The organism is Sphingomonas sp. LHG3406-1, from assembly GCF_029637485.1.
Classification (GTDB): Bacteria; Pseudomonadota; Alphaproteobacteria; order Sphingomonadales; family Sphingomonadaceae; genus Sphingomicrobium.
Genome location: NZ_CP069128.1, coordinates 1,931,092 through 1,946,251, shown reverse-complemented (window position 1 = coordinate 1,946,251; position 15,160 = coordinate 1,931,092). Strand labels below are relative to the sequence as shown.

At 66.5% G+C, this 15,160-nt stretch carries 19 protein-coding genes; 13 read left to right on the top strand and 6 right to left on the bottom strand.

Features of this window, described 5'->3' with window-relative positions; genetic code table 11:
- Positions 1 to 4 precede the first annotated feature (4 nt).
- The 7 genes from dnaQ (at position 5) to JOY29_RS09440 (ending at position 4,031) form a co-directional block, all read left to right on the top strand.
- Positions 5 to 712: a DNA polymerase III subunit epsilon gene (gene dnaQ, locus JOY29_RS09470; RefSeq protein WP_300973283.1), complete on the top strand. Its 708-nt coding sequence runs from the start codon at positions 5 to 7 to the stop codon at positions 710 to 712.
- Between the two features lie 47 nt (positions 713 to 759).
- Positions 760 to 1,338, top strand: coding sequence for a ribosome-associated translation inhibitor RaiA (raiA, locus tag JOY29_RS09465; protein WP_300973282.1), 579 nt, complete (start codon positions 760 to 762; stop codon positions 1,336 to 1,338).
- A gap of 64 nt (positions 1,339 to 1,402) precedes the next feature.
- Positions 1,403 to 1,867 (top strand): PTS sugar transporter subunit IIA, encoded by a 465-nt coding sequence (locus JOY29_RS09460; protein ID WP_300973281.1) that lies wholly within the window; start codon positions 1,403 to 1,405, stop codon positions 1,865 to 1,867.
- Entirely contained in the window at positions 1,848 to 2,327 is a 480-nt protein-coding gene (locus JOY29_RS09455; protein ID WP_300973280.1) for a PaaI family thioesterase, read from the top strand. The genes JOY29_RS09460 and JOY29_RS09455 overlap by 20 nt, the downstream gene beginning before the upstream one ends.
- Positions 2,324 to 2,650 (top strand): DUF1491 family protein, encoded by a 327-nt coding sequence (locus JOY29_RS09450; RefSeq protein WP_300973279.1) that lies wholly within the window; start codon positions 2,324 to 2,326, stop codon positions 2,648 to 2,650. The genes JOY29_RS09455 and JOY29_RS09450 overlap by 4 nt, the downstream gene beginning before the upstream one ends.
- A 210-nt stretch (positions 2,651 to 2,860) precedes the next feature.
- Positions 2,861 to 3,493 carry a cell wall hydrolase gene (locus JOY29_RS09445; RefSeq protein WP_300973277.1) on the top strand — a complete coding sequence of 211 codons (633 nt, stop codon included), beginning with the start codon at positions 2,861 to 2,863 and terminating at the stop codon, positions 3,491 to 3,493.
- Positions 3,494 to 3,533: 40 nt separating this feature from the next.
- The gene (locus tag JOY29_RS09440; protein WP_300973276.1) at positions 3,534 to 4,031 is read left to right on the top strand and encodes an MmcB family DNA repair protein; all 498 of its coding nucleotides are present in this window, start codon (positions 3,534 to 3,536) and stop codon (positions 4,029 to 4,031) included.
- Between the two features lie 5 nt (positions 4,032 to 4,036).
- Here JOY29_RS09440 and JOY29_RS09435 read toward each other — a convergent pair whose 3' ends face one another.
- Positions 4,037 to 4,633 (bottom strand): ankyrin repeat domain-containing protein, encoded by a 597-nt coding sequence (locus JOY29_RS09435; RefSeq protein WP_300973275.1) that lies wholly within the window; start codon positions 4,631 to 4,633, stop codon positions 4,037 to 4,039.
- Positions 4,634 to 4,708: 75 nt separating this feature from the next.
- Between JOY29_RS09435 and JOY29_RS09430 the strand changes: the two genes are divergently transcribed.
- Both JOY29_RS09430 and JOY29_RS09425 read left to right on the top strand, forming a co-directional pair.
- Entirely contained in the window at positions 4,709 to 5,158 is a 450-nt protein-coding gene (locus JOY29_RS09430; RefSeq protein ID WP_300973274.1) for a YcgN family cysteine cluster protein, read from the top strand.
- Positions 5,148 to 5,840, top strand: a complete 693-nt coding sequence (locus JOY29_RS09425) for a M48 family metallopeptidase (protein ID WP_300973273.1) — start codon at positions 5,148 to 5,150, stop codon at positions 5,838 to 5,840. The genes JOY29_RS09430 and JOY29_RS09425 overlap by 11 nt, the downstream gene beginning before the upstream one ends.
- On the opposite strand, the gene JOY29_RS09420 is transcribed toward JOY29_RS09425, so the two are convergent.
- Together JOY29_RS09420 and msrB are read right to left on the bottom strand one after the other, a co-directional pair.
- Positions 5,790 to 7,946 (bottom strand): transglycosylase domain-containing protein, encoded by a 2,157-nt coding sequence (locus tag JOY29_RS09420; RefSeq protein WP_300973272.1) that lies wholly within the window; start codon positions 7,944 to 7,946, stop codon positions 5,790 to 5,792. The two genes, JOY29_RS09425 and JOY29_RS09420, sit on opposite strands and share 51 nt — an antisense overlap.
- 135 nt (positions 7,947 to 8,081) lie before the next feature.
- Entirely contained in the window at positions 8,082 to 8,495 is a 414-nt protein-coding gene (gene msrB, locus JOY29_RS09415; RefSeq protein ID WP_300973271.1) for a peptide-methionine (R)-S-oxide reductase MsrB, read from the bottom strand.
- A gap of 105 nt (positions 8,496 to 8,600) precedes the next feature.
- Here msrB and JOY29_RS09410 point away from each other — a divergent pair, with 105 nt between their 5' ends.
- Positions 8,601 to 9,116: a DUF4402 domain-containing protein gene (locus JOY29_RS09410; RefSeq protein WP_300973270.1), complete on the top strand. Its 516-nt coding sequence runs from the start codon at positions 8,601 to 8,603 to the stop codon at positions 9,114 to 9,116.
- A 50-nt stretch (positions 9,117 to 9,166) separates the two neighbouring features.
- The gene (locus JOY29_RS09405) at positions 9,167 to 9,673 is read left to right on the top strand and encodes a DUF4402 domain-containing protein (protein ID WP_300973269.1); all 507 of its coding nucleotides are present in this window, start codon (positions 9,167 to 9,169) and stop codon (positions 9,671 to 9,673) included.
- Between the two features lie 4 nt (positions 9,674 to 9,677).
- Here JOY29_RS09405 and JOY29_RS09400 read toward each other — a convergent pair whose 3' ends face one another.
- Both JOY29_RS09400 and JOY29_RS09395 read right to left on the bottom strand, forming a co-directional pair.
- Positions 9,678 to 10,535, bottom strand: a complete 858-nt coding sequence (locus JOY29_RS09400) for an SDR family oxidoreductase (RefSeq protein WP_300973268.1) — start codon at positions 10,533 to 10,535, stop codon at positions 9,678 to 9,680.
- Positions 10,536 to 10,537: 2 nt separating this feature from the next.
- The gene (locus JOY29_RS09395; protein WP_300973267.1) at positions 10,538 to 10,786 is read right to left on the bottom strand and encodes a hypothetical protein; all 249 of its coding nucleotides are present in this window, start codon (positions 10,784 to 10,786) and stop codon (positions 10,538 to 10,540) included.
- A gap of 116 nt (positions 10,787 to 10,902) precedes the next feature.
- On the opposite strand from JOY29_RS09395, the gene JOY29_RS09390 reads away from it, so the two are divergent.
- Positions 10,903 to 12,720 (top strand): ABC transporter ATP-binding protein/permease, encoded by a 1,818-nt coding sequence (locus JOY29_RS09390; protein ID WP_300973266.1) that lies wholly within the window; start codon positions 10,903 to 10,905, stop codon positions 12,718 to 12,720.
- A 668-nt stretch (positions 12,721 to 13,388) separates the two neighbouring features.
- A complete protein-coding gene (locus JOY29_RS09385) occupies positions 13,389 to 14,126 on the top strand; it encodes a Crp/Fnr family transcriptional regulator (RefSeq protein ID WP_300973265.1) in 738 nt (245 codons plus the stop codon).
- A 133-nt stretch (positions 14,127 to 14,259) separates the two neighbouring features.
- On the opposite strand, the gene JOY29_RS09380 is transcribed toward JOY29_RS09385, so the two are convergent.
- Positions 14,260 to 15,153 carry an alpha/beta hydrolase gene (locus JOY29_RS09380; RefSeq protein ID WP_300973264.1) on the bottom strand — a complete coding sequence of 298 codons (894 nt, stop codon included), beginning with the start codon at positions 15,151 to 15,153 and terminating at the stop codon, positions 14,260 to 14,262.
- Positions 15,154 to 15,160 lie beyond the last annotated feature (7 nt).

The window sequence follows — 15,160 nt, the reverse complement described above, 5'->3', positions numbered from 1 at the left end:
ATCCATGCGTGAGATCGTGTTCGATACGGAAACCACCGGCGTCAATCCGACGACGGGCGACCGGATGGTCGAGATCGGCTGCGTCGAGCTGGTCAATCGCTGCCCGACCGGCCGCGAATATCACGCCTATTTCAATCCCGAGCGCAGCATGCCGAGCGAGGCGGAAGCAGTGCACGGGCTCAGCACCATCTTCCTGTCCGACAAGCCCCTGTTCGGTGACAAGTGCGAGGAGTTGCTCGACTTCGTCGGCGATGCGCCGCTGATCGCGCACAATGCCACCTTCGATTTCGGATTCCTCAACCACGAGCTGGAGCGGTGTGGGCGCGATCCCGTCTGCCTCAGCCGCATGATCTGCACCTTGGTGCTGGCGCGCTCGAAGCACCCCGGCGCCAAGCACAGCCTCGACGCGCTCTGCACCCGCTTCGGCGTCGATCGCACGGCGCGCGTCAAGCATGGCGCGCTGCTCGACGCGCAGTTGCTGGCGCAGGTCTATGTCGAGCTGACCGGCGGCCGGCAGATCGGCTTCTCGCTACTCGCCGATGCCTCTTCTGCCGCCGATATCGCGGTGCAGGCGACCAGCATTGCTCGGCCTGCCGCAAGGCCGGTCCGCACGCCGCGTCCGCATGCTCCGTCGCTTGACGAGCTTGAGGCGCATGCCCAGTTCATGAGCAGGATCAAGGACCCGGTCTGGGCATCGATCCCGGCTTCCTAGGCCGGGAACGGAAGCGCTGCCGGGAAGCTCGGAAAGGAGCAGCAGCGATGGACATCAGGGTGGCAGGTCACCAGGTCGAGACCGGGGCGGCGCTTCAAACCCATGTCACCGAGCGGCTGGAGGCGCTGACCGGGCGCTACTTCAGCCGCGCCACCGCTGCCAATGTCACCTTCGGCAAGGGTCCGCACGACAATGGCTTCACCTGCGACATCGTCGCGCCGGTGGTGAACGGAGTCGTGCTCAAGGCAAGCAACAGGGGCTATGATGCCCACCAGGCATTCGAAGGCGCGGCCGACAAGATCGAGCGGCAGCTGAAGCGCTACAAGTCGCGGTTGCGCGATCGCAAGGGGGCCGAGGCGATGGGCGGCGCCGGCTATGACGCCTCCGCCGCCTATGTCGTGTTCGCGCCTCCGCCGAGCGAGGAGGAGCCCGCGCCCGAGCATCCGCCGGTGATCGCCGAGACCCGCGTCGACATCCCCGAGGCGAGCGTGTCCGATGCCGTGATGATGCTCGATCTTCGCAACACCAACGCGCTCATGTTCCGCAACAGCAAGACCGGTGCCTTCAACATGGTCTATCGACGGGACGACGGAAGCATCGGCTGGGTCGAACCCAAAGATCGCTAGACCCGGCCTCGTCCATGAGGCATCAGCCGCGCGGGTTTCCGCCGGGCGTCAGAGTAATCCTGTCATGCAGCTTTCCACCTTTCTCGATTTCGACGCCATTCGTCCACAGCTTGCGGTCGCGAACAAGCGCGCCCTGTTCCACAGCCTCGGCCAGATCGCCGGGCAGCGGCTGCAGATGGATACGAACGAGCTGATGGCATCGCTCGCCGAGCGCGAGCGGCTGGGATCGACCGGATTCGGCAATGGTGTCGCTATTCCGCACGGCAAGGTCGAGGGGCTGAAGCGGATCTTTGGGCTGGTCGCCCAGCTTGCCGAGCCGATCGACTACAAGGCAATCGATGCGGCGCCGGTAGACCTCGTCTTCCTCCTGTTGTCGCCGCCGGACGCCGGCGCTGACCATCTTAAGGCGCTGGCAGCGATCAGCCGAGTGGTACGCCATGCGCCGACCCTGGAGAGGCTTCGCGGGGCCAATAGCCGCGATGCGCTGGCGGCGGTGCTGATTGGGGTCGATGAGCCGCACGCTGCCTGACGGGGAGACGCCGGTCAGCGGCGCCGAAGCGCATTTCCGCGCGCTCGAGGCACTCTATGCCTCGGCGCCGATCAATGCCCTGTTCCGGTCCGAGCTGACGCTGGCCAACGCTGGCGAGGCGATCATCCGCTTCACGGTGGAGCCGCAGAACTTCCATGCCGCCGGGGCAGCGCACGGGACGCTCTATTTCAAGATGCTCGACGACGCCGCCTTCTATGCGGCCAACAGCCTGGTCAGCGACCGCTTCCTGCTGACGACGGCCTTCAACCTGCACTTCACCAAACCGATGCGCGAAGGTCCGGCATTTGCCGAGGGGCGCTGGATTTCGGGCAAGCGGCGGGTGTTCGTTGCCGAGGCGCGGATCGTCGATTCGAGTGGCGAGGAATGCGCGCGCGGAACAGGTACGTTCCTCCGCTCTCACATCGCTCTGGCGGGGCTGTCAGGTTACCGCGCCAGGTGAGCGAGGGGCGGCTCGCCACCCACGTCGAGGTTTCCGCGCTGCTGGCCCGGGCCGCGGCAGAGGGCGGCTTCGGTGCCGTCATGCGCCGCGGCGACGCCGAACGTGGCAGCCTGCTTCTGCTGCTGGCAGAGCGCGGAGCGGTCCTCTTCACGATGGAACGCCTGCTCCAGCAGGATGGGCGCTACGCCTGGGAAAAGCGCGTCTTGCGTGATTCGGCCTCCTTGCAACAACATCTTGCGCGTGCCGCGGATCGAGACCCCGATCTGTGGATATTGGAACTGGACGTCCCGTCGGCAGAACGATTCACCGCTGAAATGAGCTGAGCGGGTTGCGCCCGGGAAACAATGCGACGAACCGAGGAACAGCTTTCGAGCGGGGTGCTCCCTGGGCCGGTCCGACCGTCCCGGGGAGCCGCGCGAGACGGGGGATCAGCCCAAGCGTGAGATGAGGCCGCATTTGGCGGCCGGGTTCGGCACGCGGACGGCAATCCACCGCACGTTGATAGGTTGTTCGTGGTTCGTCACTTGGTCTTGATGGTTGCCGCCACTGCGCTTGCCGCAGGTTCCGTTGCCCCCGCCCAGATTGTCCGGGCGCCCGCCACCGAACAGGCCGTTGCCGCCGTTGCCAATAGCGAACCGCTCGTGACTACCCCGCTTTCGAACGAACCGCTTGCTCCGGCCGAAGTCGCCGGCAGCGAAGAGCCTGGCGCTGCGGTTGTGCCCGCGATCGACACACCGGCCGTGCGCCGTGGTGCCAGCCTGTCCGAAACCGTTGCCAAGCTGCGCAGCGCCGATGCCGGCAGCCGCGAACTCGAATGCCTCGCCGTCGGCGTCTATTTCGAGAGCAAGAGCGAGCCGCTTGCCGGCCAGCTCGCGGTCGGCCACGTCATCGCCAACCGCGCCGAGAGCCGGGGCCGCTTTCCGTCCAGCTATTGCGGCGTGCTGACGCAGCGCGGCCAGTTCAGCTTCGTCCGCGGCGGCCGCTGGCCGTCGGTCAACAAGAACAGCCTGCAGTGGAAGAATGCGGTTGCCATCGCCCGCATCGTCGATGCGGACATTCACGACAGCAATGTCGGCAAGGCCATGTTCTTCCACGCCCGCCGCGTCCGCCCGGGCTGGCGCCTGACTCGCGTGGCGTCTGTCGGTAATCACGTCTTCTACCGCTAGGCCCTAGCGCTTCGTTCCTGTCCTGTTCTATGGCTCGGGCGTGTCCAGCGCGCCCGAGTCTCTCTCCGCTTCTTCCTGTTTTCAGGACCTTCCACTCCAAGCGGTGGAGGTTGCGCGCGGCGTGACCCGCTTATTCTGCCGGCGTGACCTGTTCGCAATATGCGAAGTCCCGCTGCCGAATGGGCGGCGCGCCGACCTGATGGGGATCGATCCCAAGGGCCAGCTCACCATCGTCGAGATCAAGGTCAGCAAGGCCGACCTCACCGGCGATGCCAAGTGGACCGACTATCTCGATTATTGCGACAATTTCTTCTGGGCCGTGCCGCCGCACCTGTCGGCGCTGCTGGAGGAAGAGCGCTTCCTGCCCGAGACGGCCGGCGTGATCGTCGCCGACCGCTACGATGCGGCGGTCGTGCGGGAAGCGCCGCATCGGCCGCTGGCACCGGCGAGGCGAAAGGCCGAGCTGCTGCGCTTCGCCCGTCGCGCCGCGCGCCGCCTCAGCGCGCAGATCGATCCGACCCTGGGTTGGGGACAGTAAGCGCCCTAGAGCCCCGGGCCGGCGACCGGGCGGGCCGGGGCGGGCTTGGTCGCTTCCATCAGCCTCAGCATCTCGGCAGCGCGGGCGTCGCGCTTGGCATAATCGCGCGCGCTTCGGCCGGTGGCATTGTCGGTCTTGTCTGGGTTGGCGCCCTTGTCGACCAGTAGCCGGATGAGCGGCATCTGGCGCTGCTGGACCGCCACGATCAGCGGCGTTTCCCCGAGCCGGTTCGCCTTGTCGACCTGGGCGCCGCGACGGAGCAGTGCATCGGCCCCTTCCGCGAAGCCGATGCGGGCGGCAATGATCAGCGCCGTGTCGCCCCCGCGGTTACTGAGATTGGCGTCGGCACCCTGAGCCAGCAGGTAACGCAGCCAAGTCAGATCACGCCGGCCGGTGACGACATGAATCGCTGCCTCCCCCGAATCGTCGCGGTAGTTGACGACGTTGGAGCCCGGCTGCTTGAGCAGCTCGATCGCCTTGTCGCCTTCGCGCTGCCGCACGGCCTGGATGAAGGTATAGCCCTGGCTGGCGAACTGGGCGGCGGCCGGAACGGCAAGAGTTGCTGCTGCCGCCGCTGCCAGGATGAGCTTCCGAATTGCCATGATCCCGCCCGTGTCCCTGTTTTCGTCGCGTAAAGCTTGAACGCGGGCCACTAGCAGACCAAGTCTGCCGGTCCAATGAACAAGCCGCCGCCCGACAAGTCCCGCTGGTGGGACAAGCCCCTGACCGCGCTCGATGCCGGGCAGTGGGAAGCGCTGTGCGACGGCTGCGGCCGCTGCTGCCTGCACAAGCTTGAGGATGCGGACACGGGCGAGCTGTTCCCGACCAACGTCGCGTGCAAGCTGCTCGACCGCAAGAACGGCCGCTGCACGGATTATGCGAACCGCAAGAAGTGGGTGACCGATTGCGTCCAGCTGTCGGTGGACCGGCTGGAGGAGCTGGAATGGCTGCCGACCACCTGCGCCTACAAGCTTCGGGCGTTCGACGAGCCGCTGCCGGACTGGCACTATCTCGAGAGCGGAGACCGCGAGAGCGTGCACAAGGCCGGCATGTCGACGCGTGGCTGGACGATCAGCGAGGTCGATGCGGGCGAGCTCGAATTCCACCTGACCGACCGTGATCTCTGAAGATCCGCGGCTCCCCCTACCCGTCCGGCTCCAGCGGCTGAAGCGATCGCGCCGGCTGCGGCTGCGGGTCGATCACGACCGGCGGCTGCTGCGGTTGACCATGCCGTGGCGGCATTCGGCGAAGGCGGCGCTCGATTGGGTGGTGGGGCAGCGGGAGTGGATCGACCGTCAGCTCGAACGGGCGCCGGCGGCCCAGCCCTTCGCGCCGGGATCGACCATTCCGGTCGAGGGACGAGACCTCCTGATCCGCCACGAGCCGACCTGGAGGCGTGGTGTCGTGATCGATGCCGGGACGCTGGTGGTCGGCGGCCCGGCTGAAAGCGTGCCAGCTTCGATAGAGCGCTGGCTTCGTGCCCGTGCCCGCGACCGGCTGAGCGAGGAGACCGCGAGAATCGCCGCCGCAGCCGGCGTGACCATACGCTCGGTCAGCATCGGCGATCCGGCAAGCCGCTGGGGCAGCTGCTCCTCGGCAGGGGCCATTCGCTACAGCTGGCGGCTGATCCTGGCGCCGCCGGACGTGCTGCGCTTCGTCGTCGCGCACGAGGTCGCGCACCGGCTCCACATGGACCATTCGGCGGCCTTCAAGGTGGCGGAGGCGCAGCTGTTCGGCGGTCCGGTGGCGCCCGCCCGGCTAGAATTGCGTCGGCTCGGTCCGGCGCTGCGCGCCGTCGGGCGCGGCTAAGGGCAACGGGCGCTCCTGCCTCGGCGCCGCTTGCGGGCGGGGCGGCGGTACGGGGCGTTCTGGCGGTGGGAGCGCGCCGCCGAAGATGCGATCGACCTCGGTCTGCTCGCCCGGCAGCGCGGGCTGCTCTGACCCGAACTCCGGGGGAGAAAGCGGGTCCGCCGGCGGCGTGCCGATCGGATTGCCATTCTCGTCGACCAGCGGCTCGAACGGCAGTTCCTCGTTGCCGATGTAGGTCTCCTCGCCGGGCTCTAGCTGCCAGTCGGGCATCGGTACTTCGGTCTGGAATTGCTCGACCGGCCGATTGGCGACGGCACGGACCATGAAGTCGTGGAAGGCGCGCGCCGGCGCGGTGCCGCCCTGAAGGCCGGCGATCGCCTTGGAATCGTCGCGGCCCATCCACACGCCGGTGGTGATCCCGCTCGAGAAGCCGATGAACCAGCCATCACGGTTTGACTGGGTCGTGCCGGTCTTGCCCGCGACCGGCCGCCCGATCTGCGCGGCGCGTCCGGTCCCGCTCATCACGGCCGTCTGGAGCAGATCGGTCATGCCCGCAGCGACCCACGGTGCGACGAGGGTGCGCTGCTCCTCGCTCGCATGACGGTAAAGGAGCCGCCCGTCGGCACTGGTGACGCGGGTGATGGCATAAGGGCTGACCGACGCACCGCGGTTGGCGACCGCCGCATAGGCGCGGGTCATGTCGATCAGGCGGACATCCGAGGTTCCGAGCACCATCGACGGATAAGTCGACAGGGACGAGGTGATCCCGAACCGGCGCGCCATGTCGGCGATGGTGCCGAAGCCGAGTTCGGCACCGATCTTGGCGCTGATCGTGTTGATCGACCTCGCGAAAGCCTCGCGGAGCGAGACTGCGCCCAGGTAGGAGCGCGTGCTGTTGCGCGGGCGCCAGCCCTCGATGTCGACCGGCTCGTCGACCAGGGTGGTGGTCGGCTTCATCCCGGACTCGAGCGCAGCGAGATAGACGAACAGCTTGAAGGCGGAGCCGGGCTGCCGCTGCGCCTGCGTCGCGCGATTGTAGATGCTCGAGACGTAATCGCGTCCGCCGATCATGGCGCGAACCGCCCCGTCCCGATCGAGCGCGACGAGTGCGCCTTGGGCGCCGCGGGGGGTATTGGCATTGACCGCCCGGTCCGCCGCGCCCTGCATGGTCGTGTCGAGCGTGGTCCAGACCTCGATCGGCTCACTGGTCTCGTCGATCAACGTGTCGAGCTGGGGCAGGGCCCAGTCGGTAAAGTAGCGGACGCTGTTCTGGCTGGCGCCCTGCTGGACGACGATCCGCGCCGGGTCGACGTTGGCAGCTGCGGAGGCGGAGACGAAGCCATTGTCGACCATCGACTTGAGGACGACGTCGGCGCGGCCGCGTGCCGCTTCGACGTCGGCGGTCGGCGAATAGTTGCTCGGCGCCTTGACCAGGCCGGCGATGATGGTCGCCTCGCCGAGGCTTAGCCGGGTCGCGGGATGACCGAAGAAGGTCCGGCTGGCCGCATCGATGCCATAGGCACCTCCGCCGAAATAGACCCGGTTGAGATAAAGCTCGAGAATCTGGTTCTTGCTGAACTTGGCCTCGAGCGCGAGCGCCAGCACCGCCTCCCGCAGCTTGCGGGCGAAGGTGCGGCTGTTGTTGAGAAAGATGTTGCGGGCGAGCTGCTGGGTGATGGTCGAGCCGCCCTGGCTGAACCGCCCGGTCTGTACGCGCACCTTGATCGAGCGCGCCATGCCGATCGGGTCGACGCCCGGATGATAGCGGAAACGCTTGTCCTCGACCGCGATCATCGCGGCTCTCATCGTGGTGGGGATTTCCTCGTACGGAATCCACTGACCAAGGTTGGGGCCGAGCTGGACCAGCAGCTTGCCGTCGGCCGAGCGGATGCGGATGTTTTGGCCGAGGTCGCCGCGATTCGAGAGGCTCTGGTAGGAGGGGAGCTGGGTGTAGGCCACCGCGACCGCAACGCCGAGGACCACCAGCCCGACCAGGCTCGCCACCAGCCCCCATTTGAACAGTCGGATCACCCAGCCGATGAAGCCGAGCGACGGTGCGGCGGCAGCAGCTGGCGCGGGACGGGGTCGGACGGGCTGCCTTGCCATGGACGCAGAGGGTTAGGGTCTAACCAAGAGGGCGGCAAGGCTTTGTTCCCATGCGGACGATGGGACCCGCTTCCCGCCCGGACTCGCGACAGCGATCGGCGGGATGGTTGCGGCCTCTGCGTCCGCAGAAGAGCATCACTCCTCAGGCTTGAAGTCGAGGCTCGCCGAATTGATGCAATAGCGCAGGCCCTCGGGCCCCGGCCCGTCGGGGAAGACGTGGCCGAGATGCCCCGCACATTTGGCACAGCGGACCTCGACACGGTGCATGCCGTGGCTGTCATCCGCGATCTCGGCGACCGCGCCCTTGTCCACCGGATTGGTGAAGCTGGGCCAGCCGCTGCCGCTCTCATACTTGGTGTCGCTCTCGAACAAGGGCGTGCCGCAGCCAGCGCACACATATTCGCCCGGCGCCTTGTTGCCGAGCAGCGCGCCGCTCCAAGGGGCCTCGGTTCCGGCCTGACGAAGGATTCGGTAGCGCTCCTCACCGAGCTTCTCGCGCCACTCATTCTCGTTGGCGGGCATGTCCTTCGCAGTCTGATCGTCGCTCATTGGGGAACTCCTTCGAACCGACCATGTGGGGAGCAGCCTGCCGCGCTCCAATGGTTAGCGGCAGTTTTACCAAGCTTACACCATTCTGGAGCTATTCACCTCCAAATGAGGTGGATCCTGTCCGCACTGGCCCTTGTCCTGCCCGCTGCCCCTGCAGCGGCGAAGGTCGTGCCGTGCCGGCTCTGCCAGGAAGGGGAAAGCCTGACCGCGCCGGCCTCGGAGACCGCAAAATCGGTGGCGCTGGAGGTGCAGACCAGCCTCGACTTCGACCGGGTCATCCTGACCGGTCCTTCCGGGGGGACGGCACGGATCGGGCCGGACGGATCGCGCCTGACCAGTGGCGCGCTGGCTCCGATGACGGGACGTGCGATGATTGGGGAGGTGGTGATCAGGGGCGAGCCGGGTCGGCAGGTGCGGGTGGAGCTACCGCGCCGGATCGATCTCTATGGCTATGCCGGCGGATCGCTCGCCATCACCGCATTGACCAGCGACATTCCCGCCTTTCCGCGCCTCGACGGCGACGGCCGGCTGCGCATCCGCTTCGGCGGCGAACTGACCGTCACCGGCGATGCCGAAGGCAATTACCGCGGCGACGTGCCCATCACGGTGGATTATCTCTGATGCGCGCCGATCGTCGCAATTCAACCACTCTGATCGTGGGGCTCAAGAGCATGAAACGTCCGATCATGGCAGCGCTCGCGCTCGGCGTGCTGACCACGCCATCCGCTGCGCAACAGGTGTCCGTCACCGGTGCCAAGCCGACGGCAAGCGTCAACGTGATGAAGCCGCTGCAACTGACCGCCCTCCGCAATCTCCAGTTCGGAACGGTGCTGGTCGGCAGCTTCACCGGCGCCCAGCAGGTGGCGATCACGCCCTCGGGCCGGACCTGCGGAAGCGGCGGCCTGACCTGCTCGGGCACCTTCAGCACGGCCCAATACCGCGTGACCGGAAGCAACAATCAGGTGGCGCTGATCAGCTCCGTTTCGCCGACCGTGACGCTCACCAACGGCACTGGCGGGACGCTCGTCATGACCCCGAGCTTTCCGACCAGCGTGACGATCGACAACAGTGGCAATCCCGGTCGCCTGTTCGAAGTAGGCGGAAGCCTGTCTTTCACGTCGACCATGCCCGACGGCCTCTACACCGGCATCCTCGACATCCAGGTCGCCTACCAGTGAGGCGCTAGCTCGACGTCGTGTTGCCGCCGTCGGGATGGAGCACCTGTCCGGTCATGTAGCTCGAATCCTCGCAGGCGAGGAACAGGAAGCTCGGCGCTACTTCGTTGGGCTGTCCGGGGCGCTTCATCGGCGTCGACTTGCCGAACTCCGGGATCTTGTCCGCCGGCTGGCCACCGAAGGGATTGAGCGGGGTCCAGATCGGGCCGGGCGCGACGCCGTTCACGCGGATGCCCTGCTCTACGAGGTTCTTGGCGAGGCTTCGGGTGAAGGCGGTGATCGCCCCCTTGGTGGCCGAATAGTCGAGCAGGATCGGCGCGCCCTTGTACATCGTTTCCGACGTGCAATTGACGATCGCGGCGCCCTCCTTGAGGTGCGGCATGGCCGCCTGGACCATGAAGAACATCGAGAAGATGTTGGTCTGGAACGTGCGGCGAAGCTGCTGCTCGGTGATGTCCTCGATCTTCTCGTCGGGGTGCTGCTCGCCGGCGTTATTGACCAGGATGTCGAGGCGGCCGAACGTATCGACCACCTGCTGCGTGGCCTTGAAGCAGAAGTCGCGGTCGCCGAGGTCGCCCGGAATGCAGATGGCGCGGCGGCCCTCGGCCTCTACCGCCTTCTTGGTGTCCTGCGCATCCTCATGCTCGTTGAGGTAGAGGATGGCGACGTCCGCGCCCTCCCGGGCGAACAGGACCGCGACTGCCCGGCCGATACCGCTGTCGCTACCGGTGACGATCGCCACCTTGTCCTTCAGCCGCCCGGAGCCCGGATAGCGCGGCATGAAGTCGGGCTTGGGCTCCAGTTCATGCTCATTGCCCGGCAGCGCCGGCTCCTCGCGGGTCGGCGGATCGATGGTATCGGACACGTTCAGCCTTCCTTGACGGCCTGGTCGCGGCGGACCGGTGCGCGTTCGACCGCGGCGGGCGACTTCGCCGTGCGGCAGCGGGCAACGATCGTCGGGAAATCGAAATCGGTGCTGCCAGCGAGGACCGCACCGGTGGCGGCCTCGCAGGCGGAGGCGCTCTCGTACCGCGAGGGCGCCACCGCGACCTGCTGGCATGAAGCGCCGCCGTCGGCGCAGCCCATGATGGCAATGACGTAAGAAACAGGACCCATGATGCTTAACCTTCGAAAAGGTGACTTGTGGTGAGAACGGCAAATTAATCGCGATGTTCCGGTCGTTTCGGTGCTGCGTTTGCGCCGGAAGGACTGCGCACCTACCTTGGTGGAACATGCCTCCCGCCGCCGATCAGCCGACCTCCCGCGAGCCAAGCGGTTTCAGGGTCCTGCTGCGCTTCCTTCCCTATCTTTGGCCGGCCGGGGAGGCCGGGCTGAAGCTGCGTGTCGCCGGCTCGTTCCTGATGGTGCTGGCGTCCATCTGCCTGACCACTCTGGTCATGCCGCGGGCGCTCGGGCTCGCGGTCGACCGGATGACGGCCGGGCAGCAGGGCGCCGCGACCCTCGTCATGGCGCTGGTCGCCGCCTATGCCGCCGCCCGCTTCGGCGGCGTGCTGCTCGATAATCTGCGCAATGCCATCTTCGAGACGGTCGGGCAGGAGGCGACCCGCAAGCTGTCAGTCAACACCTTCGCCCACCTTCACGGCCTGAGCCTGCGCTTCCACCTCGAGCGGCGCACCGGTGCGGTCACCAAGATCATCGAGCGCGGATCGAAGAGCATCGACGTGATGCTCTATTTCCTGCTGTTCAACCTGCTTCCGACCGTCTTCCAGCTCGGCATCGTCGCCATCCTTTTCTGGACCGGCTTCGGCCCCGGGCTGGTGGCGGCGACGGGTGTGGCGGTGGTCGCCTATGTCTGGTGGACCAAGAAGGTCACCGACTGGCGGGTCAAGCTGCGCGAGCAGTGGACCGAGCATGACACGGCCACCACCGCGCGGGCCGTCGACAGCCTGCTGAATTTCGAGACGGTGAAGTATTTTAACGCCGAACGGCGCGAGCAGGCGCTCTATGCCCGGGCGGTCGAGCGGCTGGCGAAATCGACGGTCAAGGTCGAGACCAGCCTGGCGGCGATGAACGTCGGGCAAAGCCTCATCACCAACCTGCTGATGGGCGGCGCCATGGCCTATACCGCCTGGGGCTGGAGCCGAGGTCAGTTCAGTCCCGGCGACATGGTGGTGGTGAACGCCCTTCTCATGCAGCTCTTCCGGCCGCTCGACATGCTCGGCACGGTTTACCGGACCATCCGGCAGGGCCTGACCGACATGGACGAAATGTTCCGCCTGCTCGACACGCCGGCGGAAGTGACCGACCGTCCCGGCGCGGCGCCGCTCCACGTGGAACGCGGCGCCGTCCGCTTCGAGAACGTTCGCTTTTCCTACGAGGATGGGCGCGAGATACTGAAGGGCCTCGACTTCGAGGTGCCCGCCGGCAAGACGGTCGCGGTGGTCGGCCCGAGCGGCGCGGGCAAGTCGACCCTCGCCCGCCTTCTGTTCCGCTTCTACGATCCGCAGGGCGGGCGCATCACCATCGACGGGCAGGACATATCTGCCGTGACGCAGGAATCGCTGCGCGCCGCGATCGGCATCGTCCCGCAGGACACGGTGCTGTTCAACGACACGCTCGGCTACAACATCGCCTATGGCCGCGACGATGCGAGCGGCGCGGCGGTGGCCGAGGCGGCGACCGGCGCGGCGCTGGATGCCTTCATCCGCGCGCTGCCCGACGGGTTCGATGCCAGGGTCGGCGAACGGGGGCTGAAGCTGTCGGGCGGCGAGAAGCAGCGTGTCGCCATCGCTCGCACCCTGGTCAAGAACCCGCCCATCCTCATTCTCGACGAGGCGACCAGCGCGCTGGACAGCCGGACCGAGGAAGCGATCCTGGCGACCCTGCACGCGGTCTCGACCGGCCGCACCACCATCACCATCGCCCATCGCCTCTCGACCGTGGTCGATGCCGACCGCATCATCGTGCTCGACGGCGGCAAGGTGGCGGAACAGGGCAGCCACGCGCAGCTTCTTCGCAGGAACGGCCTCTACGCCGAGATGTGGGCCCGCCAGCAGGCCGAACGCGAACTGGAGCAAGCGGCGGAGTAGGTCACGAAGTTACCATAGCACGGGGGTCATAACGTCAGCGGCTGACGGCTCGTCAGCGGCGGATTTCCGCCAAATCCATGTAGGTCACGAAGGTCACACGCTGTGACCTTCGTTGCACGAGCGGCGCTGGCGGCACCAAGATCGACGAAGTAAAAGAGCTCCGCGGCGAACCGCTGCGGTTGGTTGAACAGGTGAGGTCCTACATTGCAAGGGAGGAGCGATATGCCTGCTTCAGACAGGTCGGTTGTCGGGAGACCGATCGTTCCATCATGAAAGAGGATGCCTCCCGCGGCACGGAGGCAGGGCGCAGGGCGCTCAGGCGGGCCGTTGAGGGAGAAGCCCATTTCATCTGCTCAGCGGGGTCTGTCCGACCGCGTGATGGCCCCACCAGTGGGCAAGAAGGACGAGGCTGCCACAGTCCCGTGTGACAGCCTCCCCCAGCGGCACGCTGATGGAGGAGTATGATGTCCGAAGCGGGCCGCCATAAAGATCGATTGTCGCCACGACACACTGATCTTCCGATGCAGCTTTTGCGCCATGATCATGAGTTATCATTTTACATGTAGCCATGGCGCAAACTGTGTTATGGAGCGTGTTCAGCTGGCAGTTTTAACGGGCTCCGGCGACGGAGAACGCGACCCTCTCCCGCCCTCGATGCGGGAGTGCTTATGTCGGTTGATTCTGCTGCGCTGCTCACCCAAAGACTGTCGAGACGCGCAGCCCTCACCTCGCAGGAGCTGGAGGAGCTAGGGAACCTCCCATACAGTAGAAGAAGGCTTGCTCCGGCGACCTATCTGGTTCGCGAAGGCGAACCGGTCACATTTTGCGCCATCCTGCTTGAGGGGTGCGCCATTCGGCACAAGATCGTCCGCGACGGAGGGCGCCAGATCGTGTCCCTCTGCGTGCCCGGCGATGCCCTAGATTTCCAGAGTCTCTACCTGGAGTATGCCGATCACAACATCCAGACACTGACCTACGCTACCGTCGACCTGATACCCGTTTCAGCCTTCAGGGACCTGACCTCTCGCTGTCCCGGGGTCGCCAAGGCGATCAGCAAGGACATACTGATCGACTGCGCCATGCTTCGAGAACAAGTCACCAGCCTTGGTCGGCGCGATGGAAGAACCAGGTTCGCTCATGCCCTGTGCGAGTTCGCCGCCAGGTCGCCTTCCCGCTTGTCCCAGGACGTAGAACATCACCTTACGATCACCCAGGAGCAAATGGGCGATCTGCTGGGATTGACCACGGTTCATGTGAGCAGGCTGTTCAAAGACTTCGAGAAGAACGGTCTCATCGATCGCAATCGTGGAACGATCACGTACCAACTGAGTGACGAACTGATCGAAGAGGGCGACTTCAACTCCTTGTACCTGCACGGCGACGAGGTCCCCCTGCGCTCAGCTTGAGAGCCCTTCAAGGAAGATTGGCAGCACCTGACCGTGCGCCTGATCACGCGACACGTCCGAAGCGCCATGGCTGGCCTACTGAATCTGGCCGGCGTGTCGGCGAAACAGCCCTAAGCGGAAGCAGCCTTTCGTATCAGCGCTTCAACTGTCCGTGCATCCTCAGCCAGCTGACGAAGGCCTCGAACCAGCCGGTGCTGGTGGTCTCCTTGGGGTACATGCCGAAGCCGTGGCCGCCCTGCTCGTAGAGGTGGAGCTCGACCGGTCGTCTGGCGGAGCGCCAGCTGTCGACGAGGCCGAAGCCGCCGGAGCCGAACAGGGGATCGTCGGCGGCGAGCGCGATGAACAGGGGTGGAGCGTCCGCGGGCGCTGCCATCGGGCCGAGCGGACCATAGATGTTGGCGATGAAGGCGGGGCGTGCGTCGGGCACCTGCAGGGTCGTCGCCATGGTCAGCATCGCGCCCGCCGAGAAACCGACCATGCCGATGCGCCGCGGGTCGACGCGCCAGTCGGCCGAGCGGGCGCGGATCAGGGCGAAGGCGGCGCGGGCGTCGGCGAGCTGCGGTTGGAGCGGCCGGGGTGGGCCGCCGGCGCGCGCCGCGCCGGAGAACATCTCCGCCATGGAGCGCTCGAAGTCGGGCATGGCCGCCGGGGTCTGGTTGAGCCGGTACTTCAGCACGAAGGCGGAGATGCCGCGGTCGGCGAGGGCTCGGGCGACGTCCCAGCCCTCGTTCGACATGGAGAGGGTGCGAAAGCCCCCGCCCGGCGCGACGATGACGGCGGCGCCGGTCGCCTTCGCTGGGTCGGCGAGAAACGGGGTGAGCGTCGCCTCGGTCACGTTGCGGGCGAACAGGCTGCCATATTGGCGGTGCCAGCTTTCGGCATTGGCCGCGCCGGAAAGCTTGCCGGTGCCGAGCGGGATGGCGGTCGGCTGGGCGGGCGTGGCGACCGGGGTCATGCGGTCGTCCTGCGCATGGGCGGAGACCGGAAGCGACAGCAGCAAGGCGGCGGCGATCAAGGTGCGAAGCATGAGGTTC

Coding starts and splice junctions, on each gene's coding strand:
- dnaQ (WP_300973283.1), top strand. CDS start 5: ATGCGTGAGATCGTGTTCGATACGGAAACCACCGGCGTCAATCCGACG.
- raiA (WP_300973282.1), top strand. CDS start 760: ATGGACATCAGGGTGGCAGGTCACCAGGTCGAGACCGGGGCGGCGCTT.
- JOY29_RS09460 (WP_300973281.1), top strand. CDS start 1,403: ATGCAGCTTTCCACCTTTCTCGATTTCGACGCCATTCGTCCACAGCTT.
- JOY29_RS09455 (WP_300973280.1), top strand. CDS start 1,848: ATGAGCCGCACGCTGCCTGACGGGGAGACGCCGGTCAGCGGCGCCGAA.
- JOY29_RS09445 (WP_300973277.1), top strand. CDS start 2,861: ATGGTTGCCGCCACTGCGCTTGCCGCAGGTTCCGTTGCCCCCGCCCAG.
- JOY29_RS09435 (WP_300973275.1), bottom strand. CDS start 4,633: ATGGCAATTCGGAAGCTCATCCTGGCAGCGGCGGCAGCAGCAACTCTT.
- JOY29_RS09430 (WP_300973274.1), top strand. CDS start 4,709: ATGAACAAGCCGCCGCCCGACAAGTCCCGCTGGTGGGACAAGCCCCTG.
- JOY29_RS09420 (WP_300973272.1), bottom strand. CDS start 7,946: ATGGCAAGGCAGCCCGTCCGACCCCGTCCCGCGCCAGCTGCTGCCGCC.
- msrB (WP_300973271.1), bottom strand. CDS start 8,495: ATGAGCGACGATCAGACTGCGAAGGACATGCCCGCCAACGAGAATGAG.
- JOY29_RS09410 (WP_300973270.1), top strand. CDS start 8,601: ATGAGGTGGATCCTGTCCGCACTGGCCCTTGTCCTGCCCGCTGCCCCT.
- JOY29_RS09405 (WP_300973269.1), top strand. CDS start 9,167: ATGAAACGTCCGATCATGGCAGCGCTCGCGCTCGGCGTGCTGACCACG.
- JOY29_RS09395 (WP_300973267.1), bottom strand. CDS start 10,786: ATGGGTCCTGTTTCTTACGTCATTGCCATCATGGGCTGCGCCGACGGC.
- JOY29_RS09390 (WP_300973266.1), top strand. CDS start 10,903: ATGCCTCCCGCCGCCGATCAGCCGACCTCCCGCGAGCCAAGCGGTTTC.
- JOY29_RS09385 (WP_300973265.1), top strand. CDS start 13,389: ATGTCGGTTGATTCTGCTGCGCTGCTCACCCAAAGACTGTCGAGACGC.
- JOY29_RS09380 (WP_300973264.1), bottom strand. CDS start 15,153: ATGCTTCGCACCTTGATCGCCGCCGCCTTGCTGCTGTCGCTTCCGGTC.